This is a genomic window from Sorangium sp. So ce117 (assembly GCF_051524395.1).
GTDB lineage: Bacteria > Myxococcota_A > Polyangia > Polyangiales > Polyangiaceae > Sorangium > Sorangium cellulosum_B.
Genome location: NZ_CP150309.1, coordinates 5,725,547 through 5,742,924, shown reverse-complemented (window position 1 = coordinate 5,742,924; position 17,378 = coordinate 5,725,547). Strand labels below are relative to the sequence as shown.

10 protein-coding genes are annotated in these 17,378 nt (G+C 71.5%); 5 read left to right on the top strand and 5 right to left on the bottom strand.

Going from position 1 to position 17,378, the window contains the following annotated elements; genetic code table 11:
• Positions 1-5 precede the first annotated feature (5 nt).
• Positions 6-1,352: an acetyl-CoA carboxylase biotin carboxylase subunit gene (gene accC, locus WMF46_RS21445; RefSeq protein ID WP_437554476.1), complete on the top strand. Its 1,347-nt coding sequence runs from the start codon at positions 6-8 to the stop codon at positions 1,350-1,352.
• Between the two features lie 207 nt (positions 1,353-1,559).
• Complete coding sequence (locus WMF46_RS21440; protein WP_437987286.1) at positions 1,560-5,390, top strand: FAD-dependent oxidoreductase; 3,831 nt, start codon at positions 1,560-1,562, stop codon at positions 5,388-5,390.
• Positions 5,391-5,527: 137 nt separating this feature from the next.
• On the opposite strand, the gene yhbY is transcribed toward WMF46_RS21440, so the two are convergent.
• Positions 5,528-5,830 carry a ribosome assembly RNA-binding protein YhbY gene (gene yhbY / locus WMF46_RS21435; protein ID WP_437554472.1) on the bottom strand — a complete coding sequence of 101 codons (303 nt, stop codon included), beginning with the start codon at positions 5,828-5,830 and terminating at the stop codon, positions 5,528-5,530.
• 380 nt (positions 5,831-6,210) lie between these two features.
• On the opposite strand from yhbY, the gene WMF46_RS21430 reads away from it, so the two are divergent.
• From WMF46_RS21430 to meaB, 3 genes are all read left to right on the top strand, one after another.
• Positions 6,211-7,005, top strand: a complete 795-nt coding sequence (locus tag WMF46_RS21430) for an arginyltransferase (protein WP_437987285.1) — start codon at positions 6,211-6,213, stop codon at positions 7,003-7,005.
• A gap of 62 nt (positions 7,006-7,067) precedes the next feature.
• Positions 7,068-7,334, top strand: coding sequence for a hypothetical protein (locus WMF46_RS21425; RefSeq protein ID WP_437987284.1), 267 nt, complete (start codon positions 7,068-7,070; stop codon positions 7,332-7,334).
• Between the two features lie 62 nt (positions 7,335-7,396).
• Positions 7,397-8,473, top strand: coding sequence for a methylmalonyl Co-A mutase-associated GTPase MeaB (gene meaB, locus WMF46_RS21420; RefSeq protein WP_437987283.1), 1,077 nt, complete (start codon positions 7,397-7,399; stop codon positions 8,471-8,473).
• Positions 8,474-8,515: 42 nt separating this feature from the next.
• On the opposite strand, the gene WMF46_RS21415 is transcribed toward meaB, so the two are convergent.
• The 4 genes from WMF46_RS21415 to WMF46_RS21400 form a co-directional block, all read right to left on the bottom strand.
• Complete coding sequence (locus WMF46_RS21415; RefSeq protein ID WP_437718824.1) at positions 8,516-8,797, bottom strand: hypothetical protein; 282 nt, start codon at positions 8,795-8,797, stop codon at positions 8,516-8,518.
• A gap of 156 nt (positions 8,798-8,953) precedes the next feature.
• On the bottom strand, positions 8,954-9,715 hold the full coding sequence (nth, locus tag WMF46_RS21410) for an endonuclease III (protein WP_437987282.1): 762 nt from the start codon (positions 9,713-9,715) through the stop codon (positions 8,954-8,956).
• A gap of 160 nt (positions 9,716-9,875) precedes the next feature.
• Positions 9,876-11,228, bottom strand: a complete 1,353-nt coding sequence (locus WMF46_RS21405; RefSeq protein ID WP_437987281.1) for a Fic family protein — start codon at positions 11,226-11,228, stop codon at positions 9,876-9,878.
• Between the two features lie 816 nt (positions 11,229-12,044).
• Entirely contained in the window at positions 12,045-17,339 is a 5,295-nt protein-coding gene (locus WMF46_RS21400; protein WP_437987280.1) for a protein kinase domain-containing protein, read from the bottom strand.
• Positions 17,340-17,378: the final 39 nt, after the last annotated feature.

Here is a 17,378-nt window from a genome sequence, read left to right as displayed (position 1 = left end):
GTGCCGTGTTCCAGAAGATCCTGATCGCCAATCGCGGCGAGATCGCGATGCGTGTCATCCGCGCCTGCCGCCTGCTCGGCATCCGCACGGTAGCCATCCACTCCGAGGCGGACGCCGCGGCGCTGCACGTCCGGTTCGCGGACGAGGCCGTGTGCGTCGGTCCGGCCGAGGCGTCGAAGAGCTACCTCAACATCCCGCAGATCATCGCGGCGGCGGAGGTCACGGGCGCCGACGCGATCCATCCAGGCTACGGGTTCCTCTCGGAGAACGCGAAGTTCGCCGAGCTTTGCAAGAAGTGCCGCCTCACCTTCATCGGGCCGACCGCGGAGGCGATGCGGACCTGGGGTGACAAGGTGTCCGCGCGCGAGGTCGCCAAGCGCTTCGGCATCCCCATGCTCAGCGGCACGGGCGTGCTCAAGAGCGCGGCGGACGCGGCCGAGCAGGCCGAGCGCGTCGGCTATCCGGTGATCCTGAAGGCCTCCGGCGGCGGCGGCGGCAGGGGCATGCGCATCGTCCGCGAGGCCGGCGAGGTGCAGCGCTCGTTCGAGATCGCGACGCAGGAGGCCCTGAGCGGCTTCAAGAACCCGGACGTCTACCTCGAGCGCTACGTCGAGGCGCCGCGCCACATCGAGTTCCAGGTGCTCGCGGATCAGCACGGGGGCGTGTGGACGCTCGGCGAGCGTGAGTGCTCGCTCCAGCGCCGGCACCAGAAGGTGATGGAGGAGTCGCCCAGCCCGGCGATGGACAACGAGAAGCGCTCCCGGATGGGCGACATCCTCCGGGGTGCGATCCTCGAGACCGGCTACACCGGCCTGGGCACGCTCGAGTTCCTGATGGATGAGCGAGGCGAGCTCTTCTTCATGGAGATGAACACCCGCGTCCAGGTCGAGCACCCGGTCACCGAGATGGTGACCGGCGTCGATCTCGTCGCGCAGCAGATCCTCGCCGCTGCGGGCGAGCGCCTCTCGCTCCCCGACACGCGGCCCTGGAGCTTCCGGGGCCACGCCATCGAGTGCCGGATCAACGCCGAGGACGCGCGCTCGTTCGTGCCGTGGCCGGGCCTCATCACGGAGTACCACTCGCCCGGCGGCGTCGGGATCCGCGTCGATTCCGGCGTGTACGGGGGGTTCCGCGTTCCCAGCTCCTACGATTCGCTGGTGGCGAAGGTGATCGCGCACGGCGCGAACCGGGCCGAGGCGATCGCCAGGCTCCGGTGCGCGCTCGACGAGTTCATCATCGGCGGCATCCGCACGAACATCCCGCTGCACCAGGCGCTGCTGCGAGATCCAGAGGTCGTCGCCGGCAACATCTCCACGCATACGATCGAGCGCGTCGTCTCGCAGGGATTCTGACGCGGCGCACCGACGCGGTTGACGTGTGAGCGTGCAGCCGTTGCTTGCTCGACGCGCTGACCAGCGCAGGGCGAGCTCGATTGAATGTTGCCCGAGCAACAGGTCGAAAGTGCGACCTGGTGCTACTTTACGTCGCTCTCGAGGCTGCGCGGGCAAGCCCTCGTCGGGTGAGCGAACCCCTTGAACTAGAAAGCATTTGCCGCGGGTATGGAAGCGAACGCTGGAGTGCAGGCTGACTTCTCTTCGTGGGTGCAGGCGACCTCCGATGCCTCCGAGCTCGAGCTCGGGCTCCCTGGCTTCGGCTACGCCGATCTCTTCGACCCTGCGAAGCTCGCCGAGCTGACGGAGCGGTTCGAGGAGTATTTCCACGCAGCAGACGAAGGCGCCTACGCGCGCTTCGACGCTTATCGGGCCTCGCTGCGCGCGGCGCAGGCGGACGCCTCCGTCGCCGGCGCGGGCCGGCCTGCGCTCACGCCGGAGCAGGTCTCCGAGGCGCTCCTCGCGGCGGCGCCCCACGTCGGCCGCTTCGTGGCGACGCTCTTCCGGGTCGAGCGGGAGACGCAGGCGCAGATTGACGCGACCCTCGAGCGGAGCGCGCTCTGGGACTTCAAGCGCGAGTTCTCGAAGAAGCGCCTGTTCAAGCCGAACCCGGGGAAGGCGTGGCGGGGCACGCACGTCGAGGCGGCGCACGCGGCGCGGCGGTCGCTCGCGGCCATGGGCGCGCCTGCGAGCGCGCTCGACGGCGGCTCCGCCGCGGAGGAGCTCGCGATCGCCCGCGCGACGCTCGCCCTGATCGAGGTCGACGAGATCGCCCGCAAGGCCGCGAAGGCCGGCGGCGCGAAGTGGACGGACGAGCTCCGCGCGCGGGCGGCGAAGGTGCGCGCGGCGCTGCGGGAGGACCCGGCGCTCGCCGAGGGGGTGGCGCCGGCGGCGGCCGTCGCTGGCGCGGAGCCGACCGAGGCCGAGGACGGGGCGGTCGTGGCGCTCGCGCTCGACGCCGTCGAGGCGTGGCTCGCGGCGCGCCGCGCGGACGAGCACGATCCGGCGCGGCGGTGGCCGACGCTGAAGGCGCCGCGCACGCTCGACTACCAGGAGCTCGTGCAGCTGCAGAGGAAGGGCGCGAACGGCAGCCCGGGCTCCGCCGAGCTCCTCGTCGGCCCCGAGCACGAGCGGAGGGACCGGGACGGCTTCGCGCTGACGGACCGTCGCGCGCCGCCCCGCGAGGTCGAGAGCCAGGTCGACTACTGCCTCTTCTGCCACGATCGCGACAAGGACTCGTGCTCGAAGGGCCTGCGCGACAACAAGACCGGGGCGATCAAGGCGAACCCGCTCGGCGTCGAGCTGAACGGTTGCCCGCTCGACGAGAAGATCAGCGAGATGCACACCATGCGGGGGCGGGGCGAGTCGATCGCCGCGCTCGCGCTCGTCTGCCTCGACAACCCGATGTGCCCCGGCACCGGCCACCGCATCTGCAACGACTGCATGAAGGCGTGCGTCTTCCAGAAGCAGGAGCCGGTGGACATCCCGCAGATCGAGACCGCGGCGCTCACGGACGTGCTGTCGCTCCCGTGGGGCCTCGAGATCTACGGGTTCCTCACGCGCTGGAACCCGCTCGACGCGCTGCGGCCGCACGCGCTCCCGTACAACGGCAAGAACGTGCTCGTCGTCGGCCTCGGCCCGGCCGGCTACACGCTTTCGCACCACCTCACGCGGCAGGGCTTCGCGTGCGTGGCGATCGACGGGCTGAAGATCGAGCCGCTGCCGGTCGAGCTCACGGGCGACGAATCGCGCCCGCCGCGTCCGGTCAAGGATTTCAAGCGGCTCTACACAGAGCTCGACGAGCGCGTCCTCCTCGGCTTCGGCGGGGTGAGCGAGTACGGGATCACGGTGCGATGGGACAAGAACTTCCTCACCGTCCTGTACGTCACGCTGGCCCGGCAGCGGCTGCTCCGGATCTACGGCGGCGTGCGGTTCGGCGGGACGATCGATCTCGACGACGCCTTCCGGCTCGGGTTCCACCACGTCGCGATCGCGGCGGGCGCGGGGCGCCCGACGATCATCCCGCTCAAGAACAACCTCGCGCGCGGCATCCGCAAGGCGTCGGACTTCCTGATGGCGCTCCAGCTCGCCGGGGCCTACAAGCGCTCGGCGCTCGCGAACCTCCAGGTGCGCCTGCCGGCGGTGGTGATCGGCGGCGGACTCACGGCGATCGACACCGCGACGGAGCTCGCCGCGTACTACGTCGTGCAGGCCGAGAAGACGGCCGACCGGCTCGACGCTCTGATCGCGGAGCGCGGAGAGGCCGCCGTCCTCGCGATGTTCGACGAGGAGGAGCGGGAGTTTTTGGCCGAGCAGCGGCGCCACGCGGAGGAGATCCGCGACGAGCGCGCGCGCGCCGCGCGCGAGGGGCGCCCGCCGCGCTTCCAGGGCCTGATCGACGCGTGGGGAGGCGTCTCGCTGGTCTACCGGAAGCGGCTCATCGACTCGCCGGCGTACCGGCTGAACCACGAAGAGGTCGCCAAGTCGCTCGAGGAAGGGATCCGCTACGTCGAGAACCTCGCCCCGATCGAGGCGGTGCTCGACGAGCGCGGGTGCGTCTCCTCGCTCGTCTTCGATCGGCAGGAGATCGTCGACGGCAAGTGGCGGAGCGCGGGGCAGGCGGTCTCGATCCCTGCCCGCACCGTGTGCGTCGCGGCCGGGACGAGCCCCAACGTCACGTACGAGAAGGAGCGCCCGGGCTCGTTCGTGTTCGACAAGTGGCGGCAGTTCTTCCAGCCGCACCGCGCCTACGTCGATGAGGGCGGCGCGCTCAAGGTGGAGCCGGCCAAGCCGCGGGAGGGCTTCTTCACGAGCTACAACGACGGCGAGCACGCGGTGAGCTTCTACGGCGACAACCACCCCCACTACGCGGGGAGCGTCGTGAAGGCGATGGCGAGCGCCAAGGACGCGTACCCGTCCGTCGTCGCGCTCTTCCGCCACGACATCGCCCGGCTCGGCGAGGAGCCGCAGGCCGCGCGCGACGCGCGGCGGCGCGACCTCTTCGCCCGCCTCGATCACGACCTCGGCGCGGTGGTCGAGCGGGTCGAGCGGCTCACGCCGACGATCGTCGAGGTGGTCGTGCGCGCGCCCGCGGCGGCGCGGAAGTTCGAGCCCGGGCAGTTCTACCGGCTGCAGAACTACGAGGTGCGCTCGCCCGTGATCCGCGGCACGCGGCTCGCGATGGAGGGCCTCGCGCTCACGGGCGCGTGGGTCGACAAGGAGAAGGGGCTGCTGTCGCTCATCGCGCTCGAGATGGGCGCGTCCTCCCGCCTGCTCGCCGCGCTGCGCCCGGGCGAGGAGGTCGTCGTGATGGGGCCGACCGGGACGCCCACGGACATCCCCGAGGGGGAGACCGTGCTGCTCGCCGGCGGCGGGCTCGGCAACGCCGTCCTGTTCTCGATCGCGAAGGCGCTGAAGGCGCGCGGCGACCGCGTGATCTACTTCGCCGGCTACCGGCGCGGCGAGGATCTCTTCAAGCAGGACGAGATCGAGGTGGCGACCGACCAGGTCGTCTGGTGCACGGACGGCGGCGCCGAGATCCCGCCGCGGCGCGCGACCGACCACCACTTCCGCGGCAACATCGTCCAGGCGATGAGGGCCTACGCCGAGCGCCAGCTCGGCGGCGAGCTGGCGGCCCTCTCGGAGGTCCGTCGCATCATCGCGATCGGCTCGGACAAGATGATGAACGCCGTGCGCGAGGCGCGGCACGGCGTGCTGGCGCCGCACCTGGATCCGAAGCACGTGGGCATCGCGAGCATCAACTCGCCGATGCAGTGCATGATGAAGGAGGTCTGCGCGCAGTGCCTCCAGCGGCACGTGGACCCGGAGACGGGCAAGGAGACGCTGGTCTTCTCGTGCTTCAACCAGGACCAGCTCATCGACCACGTCGACTTCAAGAACCTCGCCGCGAGGCTCCGGGCCAACACGGTGCAGGAGAAGCTGTCGAACGCCTGGCTCGATCACCTGCTGGCCGAGCGCCCCACGCTCCGGCACGTGTGACGCAGGCTCGGGGCCTCGGCGATCCGAGGCCTCGCCGCCGCGGAACGTCGGAAGGCGGCCTCGGCAGCGTCTCGTGGACTCGAGGCGCCCGAGGCCGCGCAGGGTGGGGGTGCGCGGCCGCGCGCGGCCGTTCGCGGTCAGCTGCCCGCGGGCAGCTTGATCTTCGGCTCCTTGGGGTGGCGCCGGTACAGCAGGATCGTCCGCCCCAGCGTCTGCGCCACGGCGGCTCGGAGCCGCCCGGAGAGGGTGTCGGCGACGTCGTCCAGCTCGTCCGGGCACTCGGTGCCCAGGCGTACCTTCACGAGCTCGTGACGCTCCAGGGCGGCGTCGACGGCCGCGACGACGCCGTCGGTCAGGCCGGCCTTGCCGAGCTGCACGACCGGTTCGAGGTGATGCCCCAGCGCGCGGAGGTGGCGGCGCTGCTTTCCTGTCAGATCCAAAGCGTTCGGCCTTTCTTGAGGCGGTCGCGCGATTCGGGCGCTCGATGGTCGAGGGACGTCCCTGTCGCGGTCGCGCGCGCGGTCATACTGGCCTCCGGGCCAAGCGAAAAGGGCGCGCCGCGCGGGCTCTTCGCACGACGCGTGAATCGCTCATGCGCCAGCGCCGGTAAACCGGAGCATGCAGCATGCGTGGGGTGCACGTGGGTTTGCATGGGTAGATGTGCGATAAGGGCCAGCGCGGCGCAAGCGGGCGGAGCTGCGGAGCTTACAGGGGACCCGGGCGCTCTGGGTTTTGCTTGACGTGGCCATGCAACAGGCATCCCCTTGATCTAGTGGCCGGCAGCTCGACGGGGGGCTCGAGCGCTCGGATCGACACCGACATGGGCTCATCGAGCGAGCGAGATGCGGTAGCGGGGCAGGACGCCGAGCTCCCTCGGCTGGATGAGGGAGCGGACCCGATCGAGCTCACGGTCCATGACGAGGTGAGCCCCTGTCCGTACCTGCCTGAGGCCGAGGCGCGGATGCCGCTGCGCGTGCCCATCCGTCCGCTCACGCGCGCGGAGTTCGACCAGCGGCTCGTCGCGGGCAACCGGCGCCATGGCAAGCTGCTCTACCGCACCCAGTGCCCCTCCTGCCGCGCGTGCGAGCCGATCCGGATCGTCGTTCGTGACTTCGTCCCCGGCCGCACGCAGCGCCGGGTGCTCCGCCGTGGAGAGCTGGTGGTGGACGTCGAGATCGGCCCGCCCGTGACCACGCGGGAGAAGATCATCCTGTACAACCGGCACAAGCACGGCCGGGGGTTGATGCGCGATGACGGTCCGCTCGGCGCCGAGGGGTACGAGGCGTTCCTCGTGGACAGCTGCTGCGAGACGTTCGAGATGCGCTATCGCGTCGGCGGCCGTCTCGTCGGGGTCGCCGTCGTGGATCGGGGGCAGGATTCGCTGTCCGCGGTCTACTCGTTCTACGAGCCCGAGCTGGAGCCGCTGAGCCCCGGTGTCTTCTCGATCCTGAAGCAGCTCGAGCTGTGCCGTTCCTGGGGCCTCCGGTACCTGTACCTCGGCCTTTACGTCGAGCGCTGCTCGCGGCTGGTCTACAAGGCCCAGTACCTGCCGCACGAGCGGCTCATCGATGGCCGCTGGCGGCGCTTCGAGCGGCAGCCGCCTGCGGCGCCATGACAGGGGCACGCCGCTGGATTTCGCGAGCGCGCCGCTCGGCGTCTCGTGGCAAGGACGTACCCATGTGGAATCGCGCTCTCGTTTTCACCTCGTGCGCTGTGCTCTGGGCTCTCTTCGTCGTCGCGTGCGGCGACACGAGGCCGATCTTCGACACCGCCGCCGGCGGCGCCGGGGGCGCCGGCTCGTCGGCAGGCGGGGAGGGCGGAGCAGGCGGCGGTGAGGCCGGCGGCGGCGCGGCCGGCGGCGATGGCACGGCCGGCGGCGACGGTACGGCCGGCGGCGGCGGCACCGGTGGCGGTGGCGGCACCGCGGGCGGCGGGGCAGGGTAGCCCGGCGCCGTGTTGCCCGCGGGCCGGTTGTGTTCCGGCATCGCCGGGCCTAAGCCGCTCGCGTGCATCCGATCGCAGACAGGGTCCTCGCCCGCGACATGCGCGCGACGGCGCGGGCCTGCCGGCTCGTCGACGACCGCGTCGGCGACTATGCCGCGATCCTGAAGGATCTCTTCCCCCATACCGGCCGCGCCTGGGTCCTCGGCGTGACGGGCAACCCGGGGGCAGGCAAGAGCACGCTCACCGATCGGCTGATCGGCGTGTTCCGGGGGCAGGGTCGCCGGGTCGCCGTGGTGGCGGTCGATCCCACGAGCCCGTTCACCGGCGGCGCGATCCTCGGCGACCGCATCCGCATGCAGGCCCATTTCGACGATCCCGACGTGTTCATCCGGTCGCTGGCGACCCGGGGCGCGCTCGGCGGGCTGTCGCGCTCGGTGGTGGACGTCGTGCGGGTGCTCGACGCCTGGGGCGCCGACGTCGTGGTGGTCGAGACCGTCGGCGTCGGGCAGGATGAGCTCGAGGTCACCCGGATGGCGCACACCACCCTGGTCGTCGCCGCGCCGGGGATGGGCGACGAGGTGCAGGCGATCAAGGCGGGCATCCTGGAGTGCGCCGACGTCTTCGCCGTGAACAAGGCCGACCGGGACGGGGCCGACGCTGCGGTGCGCGATCTGGAGCTCATGATCGCGCTCGGCGGCGAGGTGGCCGCGGCCTCCGGGCGGGCGCGCGGGCACAGCGCCGCGGCGCTCCACGCCCGCGCGCAGAGGGCGCCCTCTTCAGGTGGCGAGCCCGTCGAAGGTCCGTGGGAGCCCGTGATCGCGCGGACCGTGGCCACACGTAACGAGGGCGTGGCGGCGCTCGTGGACAAGCTGGAGGGGCACCGGGCGTGGCTGTTCGGGACCGAGGCCGGCGCTGCGCGCCGAGAGGAGCGCCTGCGAGAGGCGATGCACGTGCAGCTCCGCGACGCGCTCACCGACGCCGCGGTCGCCGCGCTCGGTCCCGCGCTCGAGGCCGCGGTGCATGCCGTCGCGCGGCGCGAGGTCGACCCCTACACGGCGTCGGAGCGGCTCGTCGCGGCCTTCCGCAGCGCAGGCGCCGTCACGGCTGGCGCCGCCGTCGCGCCCGGCGGCGGGACCTGAGCGGCGGCCAGGAGGCCGGCTCAGGTCGACCGCGCGGCAGCGCTAGTCGATGCAGCGATCCAGCGCGTCTTTCTCGGGTTTACAGGACGTACTCCACTTGTCGTCGCGGTTGCAGATCCCGGTGTCGTCCTCGCACTCCAGGAGTGCGTCGTACTGGTCGACGCAGCCGCGGCGGTCGGCGTCCACGTACCTGTCATCGTAGCGATCGAGGCAGTCGCCGTACTCGCGGTCGCTGCACCCCTCGCAGTCGCACTTGTAGTCGCAGAGATCGTCCTCCAGAGGGCTGCACGCCGCGGTGAAGAGGCAGGCAAGGGTGAGGATCATGTGCGAAGCCTTCATCGGCCCAAGGTTATCCCGCGTCCTCGGCTCCAGCGCGATAAACAGCTCGCTGGGCGCCGAGCGACGATGAGCCGCGCTCGCCTGCTTCCCACCTTCCGCCGGTGCGCTCGACACCCACTTTGCGCGCAGCGCGGCTGGCGCTCACGGCGCGGCGCCGCGGCGCCGTGGCGCCTTGCGCCCCACGTTCTCTGCGCGGAACGCGCTCGGGCACGCGTCGCTGATCCCGCAGCCTCCGCACGCTGGCTTCCTCGCGAAGCAGATCCGGCGGCCGTGGAAGATCAGCGTGTGGGACAGCATATCCCAGTCGCGCCGCGGGAAGAGCGCCACGAGGTCGCGCTCGATCTGCTCTGGCTTGTCGCTGGTCGTCCACCCGAGCCGCTGCGACAGGCGCTGCACGTGGGTATCGACCACGACGCCCTCCGGCGCTCCGAAGGCGACGCCGAGCACCACATTCGCCGTCTTGCGCCCGACACCAGGCAGCTTCACGAGCTCGGCGAGCGTCCTCGGCACCTCGCCGGCGTGCCGCTCGATGAGGCCTCGCGCGAGCCCCACGATGTTCTTCCCCTTCTGGTTGAACATGCCCATCCCGAGCCGCTTGAGGAGCGCGCCCACCTCGGAGGCGTCGGCGCTGGCGAGGGCGCGGGCGTCGGGATACGCGCCGAACAGGTGGGGGGTCACCTTGTTGACCAGCACGTCCGTCGTCTGGGCGCTGAGCACCGTCGCGACGAGAAGCTCGAACGAGGATCGATGATCCAGCTCGCAGTGGGCGTCCGGGTGCAGCGCGCGCAGCCGCGCGAAGGTGGCCGGAGGCGTGCTCGGCGCTGCGCGTGCCGGCCTCGGCCGAGCCGCGTCGGCGAGCGCTGTCGCCTTCTTGGACCTCGACGCGCGCGTCTTCGCCGCCATCGAAGCACCCCCGCGAGCCGCCTTGTCCGGCCGCTTCACCGGGGGTGCGACGCCCTCGTCTCGATGTTTGTCTGCGGGATCGACAGCGACGGACGCGGGCGGTCGGCGCGCGCCTCGCCCAGTCAGGACGAGGTCTCGCGCGCGACCGCCCTCTGCCGTTTCAGCTGACGAAGGCGCGCTTCCGCGTCTCATGCTCATCGAGGAGCTTCTCGACGCTCGCGAGCGCGTTTTCCACCGACTCTTGCACCATCTGCAGCACCGTCGTCGCCGAGCCCTTCAGCGCCTCGTAGTAGCGCTGCCGCTCGGTCGAGTGGATGATCGACGGAGGCAGGCCCGTGCGGAGCAGCAGCATGTTCATGAACAGCCTCGAGACCTTGCCGCTGTCGTTCGGGAACGGGTAGACCCGCAGCAGATCGTAGTGCGCGCGCGCAGCGATCCGGATGCCGTTCCGCGTCTTCCGCGTCTCGGGGTCGTTCAGCCAGTCGATGATCTGACGCACCTTGTAGGCGATCTTGTCCGGCGGAGCGTACTCGTGGAAGTAGAGCCGGTGCTGGGGGATATCCTTGCGGTATTTCACCGTCTTGAGGTCCCCCTCCTCCGGATGGAGGATCAGGTACAGCTTCTTCATGCAGTCGAGCGTGAGCGGGGCCCGCTTGTTCTCGCCCTGCTCGCGCACGTACGCGATGGCCTCCTTGTGCCGCCGGATGTCATCGTACGTCGGCTGAAGGCTCGAGTCCGTCACGAGCGGCGCCGGGCCGGCGAGGGCCGCGCGCAGTTCGTCGAACGTGTAGACCACCCCTTCGAGCGCGCTGTCGTGGTAAATCCACGACATATCGAGGCTGTCGATGTAGCGCCGCCGGAAGTCCTCCGACTGCGCGCTCAACCGCTGCTCGATGATCGCGCTGCGCTCCTCGATGGTGGCGCGCCGAGGCGGCGGCAGCATCGGCAGCGGCAGGGTGACCACCCGCGGCGCCTCCCGGAGCGGGGCGCGACCCGGACGGCGTTCGATCGACGCCCCGGCGCTCTTCCCCTTCGCCACGCCCGGCCGCGCGCTCTTCTTGTCGACGACCGGCTTGTCGCTCGTGCGTGACGGCCTGTCGCTCGTGCGCGACGGCCTGTCGCTCGTGCGTGACGGCCTGTCGCTCGCCCGGCGCGGTCGCTCGGCCTCGCCCGGCTCGGCCTGCTCCCTCACGTCCTTGAGCTTCAGCTTCTCCTTGAGCTTCAGCTTCTCCTTGGGCTTCGGCTGGTCGTCGAGCCTCAGCTTCAGCTTCTTGCGGAGCTTCGTCGGCTCCGCCGCCGGCGCCGCGAGCGCCCGCTCGGAGCGCGCCGCGATCTTTCTCCTGACGAGCCTCGGCTTGGCGGCCTTGACCCGCACGAGCCTCGGCTTGGTGGCCTTGACCCGCGCGACCTTCGTCTTCGCGGCCTTCGCCTTCCGCGCCCGCCCGGCGACCGCCCTGGTCTTCGCGGCCCTGGCCTTCGTGGCCCTCGGCTTCGCGACCCTGGCGCGGGTCACCCTGGCCTTCGTGGCCTTGGCCCTCGCCGTCTTCGCCCGCGTCGCCTTGGCCTTCGCCGCCCTCGCCTTGACCTTCGTCGCCCTCGCCTTCGCCCTGGCCTTGGTGGTCCTGAGCTTGGCGGCGGCGCGCGTCGACCTGGCCTTCGTCCTGGCCGCGGCCTTCTTCGTCTTGGAAGCGCTCGTTCGCTTCGCGGCCGCGCGGGTGGACTTCTTCGCCCTCCCGGCCGCCGCTTTCTTCCTCGTGCCCGTACGGGTTGCCCGCGCCGGTGCGCGCGCCGCCTTGCGCCGCGCCGGGGCCGCCGACTTGCGGGCGGTCGCCCGTTTTGTCGTGGTTTTCCGGCGCTTTGCCGCCTTTACGGCAGCGGTGCGTCGCGCAGCAGGACGAGAGGACGCGGCCTTCCGCTTCGGCTTGCGCGCGGCTGAGCGGGCGGCAGGCTTTGCCTTCCGCGTCCGCGCTGTCGAGGCTGCTCGCCTCGAGCTTGCCGCGCTGGCCTTGGTCGCTCTCTTCCGGTCTTTTTTCGAAGTTTTTCGGGTCTTCTTTGCCGCCATGGGCGTGCTTTCACACAATCGCTCAGGCTGCCCGCTGCCACGCTGCGGCGAGCTAACATACGATCGAAAAGGCCTAATGCCGGCCAGCAGCCTAGCAATTTGGGGATTTATCCGTCAACCAGTCCGGTGCGGAAGTGGGCAGGAAGCGACATCCCGCAGCTGGATCGTCGATGATCCAGTTGACCGGCCCTGCCAGATTGCGCCCGCGGTCCTGCCAGGCGTAGCTCGAGGCCGGGCGCGAGCGCTCCGCGACCGAGGGGCCGGCCCTCAGCTGTCGATGTTGATGCCGAGCCGCTGCCGGATGGCGAAATACTCCTCGCTGGCCGCGAAGAGCGTGAGCTCCTTGAGCCTCTCCTTGTGGGGGAGGGCGCTCGCCTCGTCGGTCGCCTTGATCATCTCTTGCGCCAGCTCGAGGTCGTTGGCGAGGAGGAAGCCCGCGCGGTCGGCCGTCAGGTCGACGCCGGACACCCAGCGCTTCAGGTCGATGGCGCCGGCCTGGAGCAGCTTCGTCACGGCGCTCGCGAGCTGATCGCGCGCAGGCCCGACGAGGATGGGCTCCAGGACCGCCAGGTCGTCCATCACCGGCCCCTCCAGCTCCTTCGTGATCGGGAACGTGGGCGAGATGAGCTTGATCGCCGCGAACAGCCAGGCGCGAAGGCCGGTGCCCGTCGGCACCAGGTGCCGGAGGTACATGCCCGGGCGGTAGTAGGTGAGGTGGCGGGCCGCGATGAACGCGGCGGCCTGCGTGGGCAGGTCCATCTGGAGCGCCGCGGCGCCGAGCACGATCGCCGGGACGTGCGCGTGGAGGAACGAGACGCCGCCGCCGTCGTTCGGATCCTGGAACGTGAGCGGCGGCGCGAGGCCCAGCACACCCGCCGCGTAGTAGAGCGTCTGCGACATCGGGTAGGGGTGGCGCGAGAGATCGAGCTGGTAGGCGAGCTGGTAACCGAGCTCCTCCAGCGGCTGCCCGTTCTTCCTGAGCACGGCCGGCTCGATGACGCCGAAGACCGCGGTCAGGAGCGGATCCGCGTCGGGGTGGACGAGCGCGGTCGCCCACGCGTGGTCGTCGAGCGGCTGCTGCGCCGCCGCGGCCGTGTCGGGGCGCAGGCGCCGGAAGAAGCGCTCCTCGTCCGGCTCGGCGGCGCTGAGGCAGCAGAGCACCTGGCACAGACAGAAGGCCGCGTCGGCGCGCTTCGCCTCGGTGTACATCTTCCGGAGCAGCCGGTACGCGTCCGGCTTGTACGGGTTGCGCCGCAGGATCGGGGCCTGCGCGGCCACCGCCTTGTCCAGGTACTCCGCCGGGTTGCTCGCGTAGAGGTTCGCCAGGAGCTCGTTCCGCTCCTCGCTGTCCGGATCGAGCGTCTGCGCCGCCTCGTAGGCGTCGATCGCCTCGCTGATCCAGCCGAGCTTGTCCTTGTAGACGGCGCCCAGCCGGTCGAACGTCTCGAGCATCTTCGCCGTGTCGTTCTCCTCGGTCGCCCTGTCGAGCTCGACCTTGAGCAGGCGCTCCACCTCCTCGTGGTCGCCCTTCTCGCCGCGGAGGTCGATCGCCTCCGCGAGCGCCCGGGTGAGGGACGGGTCGAGCGCCAGCACCTCGTCGTAGAACGTGGCGGCCCGGTCGAGATCGCCGAGCTGCCGCGCGCTCACGATCGCCGCCGTGTGCAGGTACTTCGCCTTCTGCCGGCTGTCGTCGATCTTGGCGGCGAGCTTGAGGACGATGTCGACGAGCTTCGACCAGTCCTTCTCCTCGCTGTAGAGCTGCATCAGCTTGGTGAGGATCTTCCGGTCTTCCGGGCGCTCGTCCAGCGCCGCCACGTAGCTCTTCGCGGCGCGCGCCCGGTCGTGGAGGTGCGCCGCGAGCAGGTCGCCGATCTCGAGCAGGAGCGCGCTCCGCTCCTCGCCGGTCACCACGTCGAGCCGCCGGTGCTTGACGCGCACGACCTCCTCCCAGTCCCCCTTGGCCTCGAAGACCCTGGAGAGCAGGGCGAGCGGGGCAGGGGACTCCGGGAGGAGATCGGCGGCGCCGTTCAGCGCGGACACCGCGCCGTCCGGGTCGCCGGCCGCGAGCCTCGCCTCGCCGAGCCCGAGGAGCGCCTCCGCCCGATCGCGCTCCGGCAGGCCGGCGCCGAACCGGTCCACGAGGCGGCCGTAGAGCTCCGCGGCCTCCTTCTCCCTGCCCGCGTCGAGGTTGACCCTGGCGGCCCGCGAGAGCGCCGCCGGATCGTCCGGCGCGAGCGCGAGCAGCGCCTTCACCGTGCCGATCGCCTTGCCGCTCGAGCCGCTCTTGCCGAGCGCGTCGACATAGCGGAGCAGCAGCTTGAGCCCTTGCTCCTTCGGCAGGAGGTCGACCCGGCTCGCCAGGAGCTCGTAGTGCCGCGCCGCCTCGAGGAAGCGGCCCGCCTCGAACGCGAGATCGCCCGAGATCATGAGCCCGAGCACGCCCGTCGGATCGAGGTCGACCGCCCTCGTCGCCGCCTCCGCGGCGCGCCCGTCGTCCTTGAGGCGCTCGCGGAGGAGCAGCGCCATCTCGCCGTACAGGCGGCCCTTGGCGAGGTTGCCCTCCGCGACCTCGGCCTCGCGCGCGATGAGCTCGACGGCGCTCGTCGCGTCGCCCCGGGCGAGGTAGGCCGCGCGCAGCGCCGAGGACGCGCCCGCGTTCTGCGGCTGCGCTTCGAGGGCCATCTTGTAGCGCTCGATCGCCCCGTCCCGATCGCCCTTCTCCTCGAGCAGCTTCGCCGCGCGGATCCAGAGATCGGCCCTGCTCTCCGCGGTCTTCGCCGTCGCCGCGAGCGACTCGATCGCGCTCAGCGCCGCCGCGGCGTCGCCCGTCGCGGCCCGCACGTGCGCGAGCGACTCCAGGGCCCCGGCGTGGTGGGGATCGATCGCGAGCACCCGCTCATAGGCCTTGCGCGCGCGCTCGGGCGAGCCGACCTGATCGAGGAGCACGCGCCCCATCGCGAGCAGCAGCTCCTCCCGGCGCTTGTCGTCGGGCACGATGCCGAGCTGCCGCTCGTAGAGCGACACCACGTCCTCCCAACGCTCGAGGGCGCGGTAGTGCCGCCCGAGCGCGGCGAGCGAGCCCTCGTGCGCGCTGTCGATCCCGAGGATCGCCTCGAGGGCCTCGGCCGCCTTCGCGTGATCGAGGAACTCCTCGTCGTGGATGCCGGCGATCCGCTCGTAGAGGTTGATCTTCTGGCGCGGCGTCGCGCTGACGTCGATCTGTCGCGCCAGGTTCTGGAGGAGCGCCACGTAGCTGCCGGCGCGGCTGTGGATGCGATCGAGGCCGCGCAGGGCGGTCAGGCTGGCCGGATCGAGCTCGAGCGCCGCCTCGTAGCGGCGCGTCGCCTCGCCCAGGTCGCCGAGCCGATCCTCGTAGAGCTCGGCGAGCTTGCACATCGTGTCGACGCGCTCCTCGCCCCGCAGCGCCTCCGCGCGCCGCTCGAGGATCCTGGCGTAGCCCGCGTGATCCTCGGCGCGCCGGTAGATCCTGAGCAGCGCCTCGCACGTCCTCGTGTGCCCGGGGTCCTCGGTGAAGATCTGCTCGTAGAGGTCGCGCGCGCGGCCCGCGTCGCTCAGCTTCGTCTCGAGGAGCTCGGCCGCCGCGGCGCGGAGGTCGCGCGCCTCCCCCGGGGTCGCTGCGCGATCGGCCCGCGAGAGCAGCACCTGGACGAGCTCCTGCCACTGCTGGGCGCGGCGGTAGACCTGCGAGAGCCCCTCCAGCGCCTCCTCGTTCGCGGGGTCGAGCCCGAGCACGAACTGGAAGCACGGGATCCCGAGGTCCGCCCGCGCGACCTTCTCCGCATACCAGGGCCCGAGCCGGTTGAAGAGCGCGAGCTTCGCCTCGGCCGGCATCGCCTCGTCGGTGCTCGCCTGGCTCAGGATCTGGAGCGCCTCGGACCAGACCTTCATGTCGTTGCCGGCCGCGCGCTCCAGGTCGACGGCGTACGCGTCCTGCTCCGGATCCTGGGCGAGCGCCTGGGCGAAGGCGAACACCCCCTGGTCCTTGTCGTCGAGCTCCCGCACGTAGAGGTGCCCGATCTCGTTGAGCGCCCGGGCGCGCTCGCCGGCGGTCTCGGCGCGCTCGCTCCGCTGGAGGAGCATCTCCACGAGCTCCTCGTGCTTGCCCAGCGCCTTGCGGAGCTCCTCGAGCGCGCTGAAGGCGATGTCGTCGCCCGGGGCGAGCTCGAGGAGGCGCAGGTAGACCGCCTCCGCCTTGTCGTGCAGCCGCCCCTTCTCGTAGATCCTGGCCGCCCGGAAGTGCAGGAGCTTCCTCGCCGCGACGGCCTGGTCGTCGCCCTGCCCTGGCGCCGAGCCCGCGTCGATCTGCTCCGAGGCCATCACGAGCGCCTCGGCCACGCGCCCCGGGTCCGCTCCCCGATCGACGGCCGCCTCTACGGCGAGCGCGAGCTCCGTGTCCGTGGGGCTCGCGACGAGCCGATCGATGAGGTCGTTCAGCTGCGCGCCCTCGATCGCCGACTCCTGCTGCTGCGGCTTGCCCAGCGGCTCGATCGCGTCGAGCACCGCGCGCGTCCCCCTCGGCCGGGCGTCCTGCGCTTTCGCGAGCAGGCGCCCCGAGAGCTCGTCGATGTCCTTGCTCACCCAGCCGCGCGGCGCGACCGCGCTCGGCGGCGGCGGCGGCTCGATGAGGTGGGCGACGGCGATGTCGACCGCGGCGGCGCCCGAGAACACGGGCTTGCCCGTGAGGAGCTCGAAGAGCAGCGCGCCGAAGGCGTAGAGATCGCTCGCGGGGCCGACGCTCTCGCCGCGCAGCTGCTCGGGGCTGGCCGCCTCGACGAGCTCCGGGCTGGACCACCCGGCGCCGAGCCGATCGCCGCCGACGTCGACGAGGATCGGGATCGGCTCCCCGTCCTCGCCGCGGGCCACGACGACGTTCTCGAGCTTGAGCGCGCCGTGGACGAGGCGCTGCTCGTGGAGCGCGGCGAGCCCGCCGAGGATCCCGCGGAGCAGCGGCTTCGCCTCGTTGATGTGGAGCGGCCCCGAGCGCGCGAGGCGCGCCGAGAGCGGCAGCCCGTCGACGTGCGTGTACGCCACGAACGCCCGGCCGCCCACGATCCCCGCGTCGACGCCGCTCGCCAGGCTCTCGTGGTGCACCTGCGCGGCCAGGCGGACGTGGGTGAGGTACCTGCGCACCGCCCGGCTGTCCCGGGTCGCCTCGCGCCGGAGCACCTTGAGCGTCCGCGGCTCGGTCCCCCGGGTCGCCGCGTAGACAAGGCCCCGGGGGCCCTCGCCGATTTTTCTCGTGACGATGTAGTCGCCGAACGCCTCGCCGGGCCCGATCTCCTCGGGCAGGCCGAGCCCATGGACGCCGAGGGCGCGGACGCGCGCGTCGACCTCTGCGCGTGAGGCGATGACGGCATCGATCAACGCATCGATGGCGTCGCGCTCGACGCAATGATCCGTGAGGGCGCGCGCGAAGGAGGCCTTGGAGGCGCTGCCCCCGATCTCGGCCGGGCTGAAGCCGAGGAGGTCGGACGACAGGGCCATCAGTTCATCGAGCGAAAAGAGGCGCTCGAGCTCGCCTCGGACGATATCAATCGACATGGGACTCCTCGGGCCGAGCCCTCGTGCCGGCGTTGCGCG

Excerpts from the sequence above, each read along its gene's own strand:
- WMF46_RS21440 (WP_437987286.1), top strand. The coding sequence starts at position 1,560 with ATGGAAGCGAACGCTGGAGTGCAGGCTGACTTCTCTTCGTGGGTGCAG.
- WMF46_RS21430 (WP_437987285.1), top strand. The coding sequence starts at position 6,211 with ATGGGCTCATCGAGCGAGCGAGATGCGGTAGCGGGGCAGGACGCCGAG.
- WMF46_RS21425 (WP_437987284.1), top strand. The coding sequence starts at position 7,068 with ATGTGGAATCGCGCTCTCGTTTTCACCTCGTGCGCTGTGCTCTGGGCT.
- WMF46_RS21415 (WP_437718824.1), bottom strand. The coding sequence starts at position 8,797 with ATGATCCTCACCCTTGCCTGCCTCTTCACCGCGGCGTGCAGCCCTCTG.
- nth (WP_437987282.1), bottom strand. The coding sequence starts at position 9,715 with ATGGCGGCGAAGACGCGCGCGTCGAGGTCCAAGAAGGCGACAGCGCTC.
- WMF46_RS21400 (WP_437987280.1), bottom strand. The coding sequence starts at position 17,339 with ATGTCGATTGATATCGTCCGAGGCGAGCTCGAGCGCCTCTTTTCGCTC.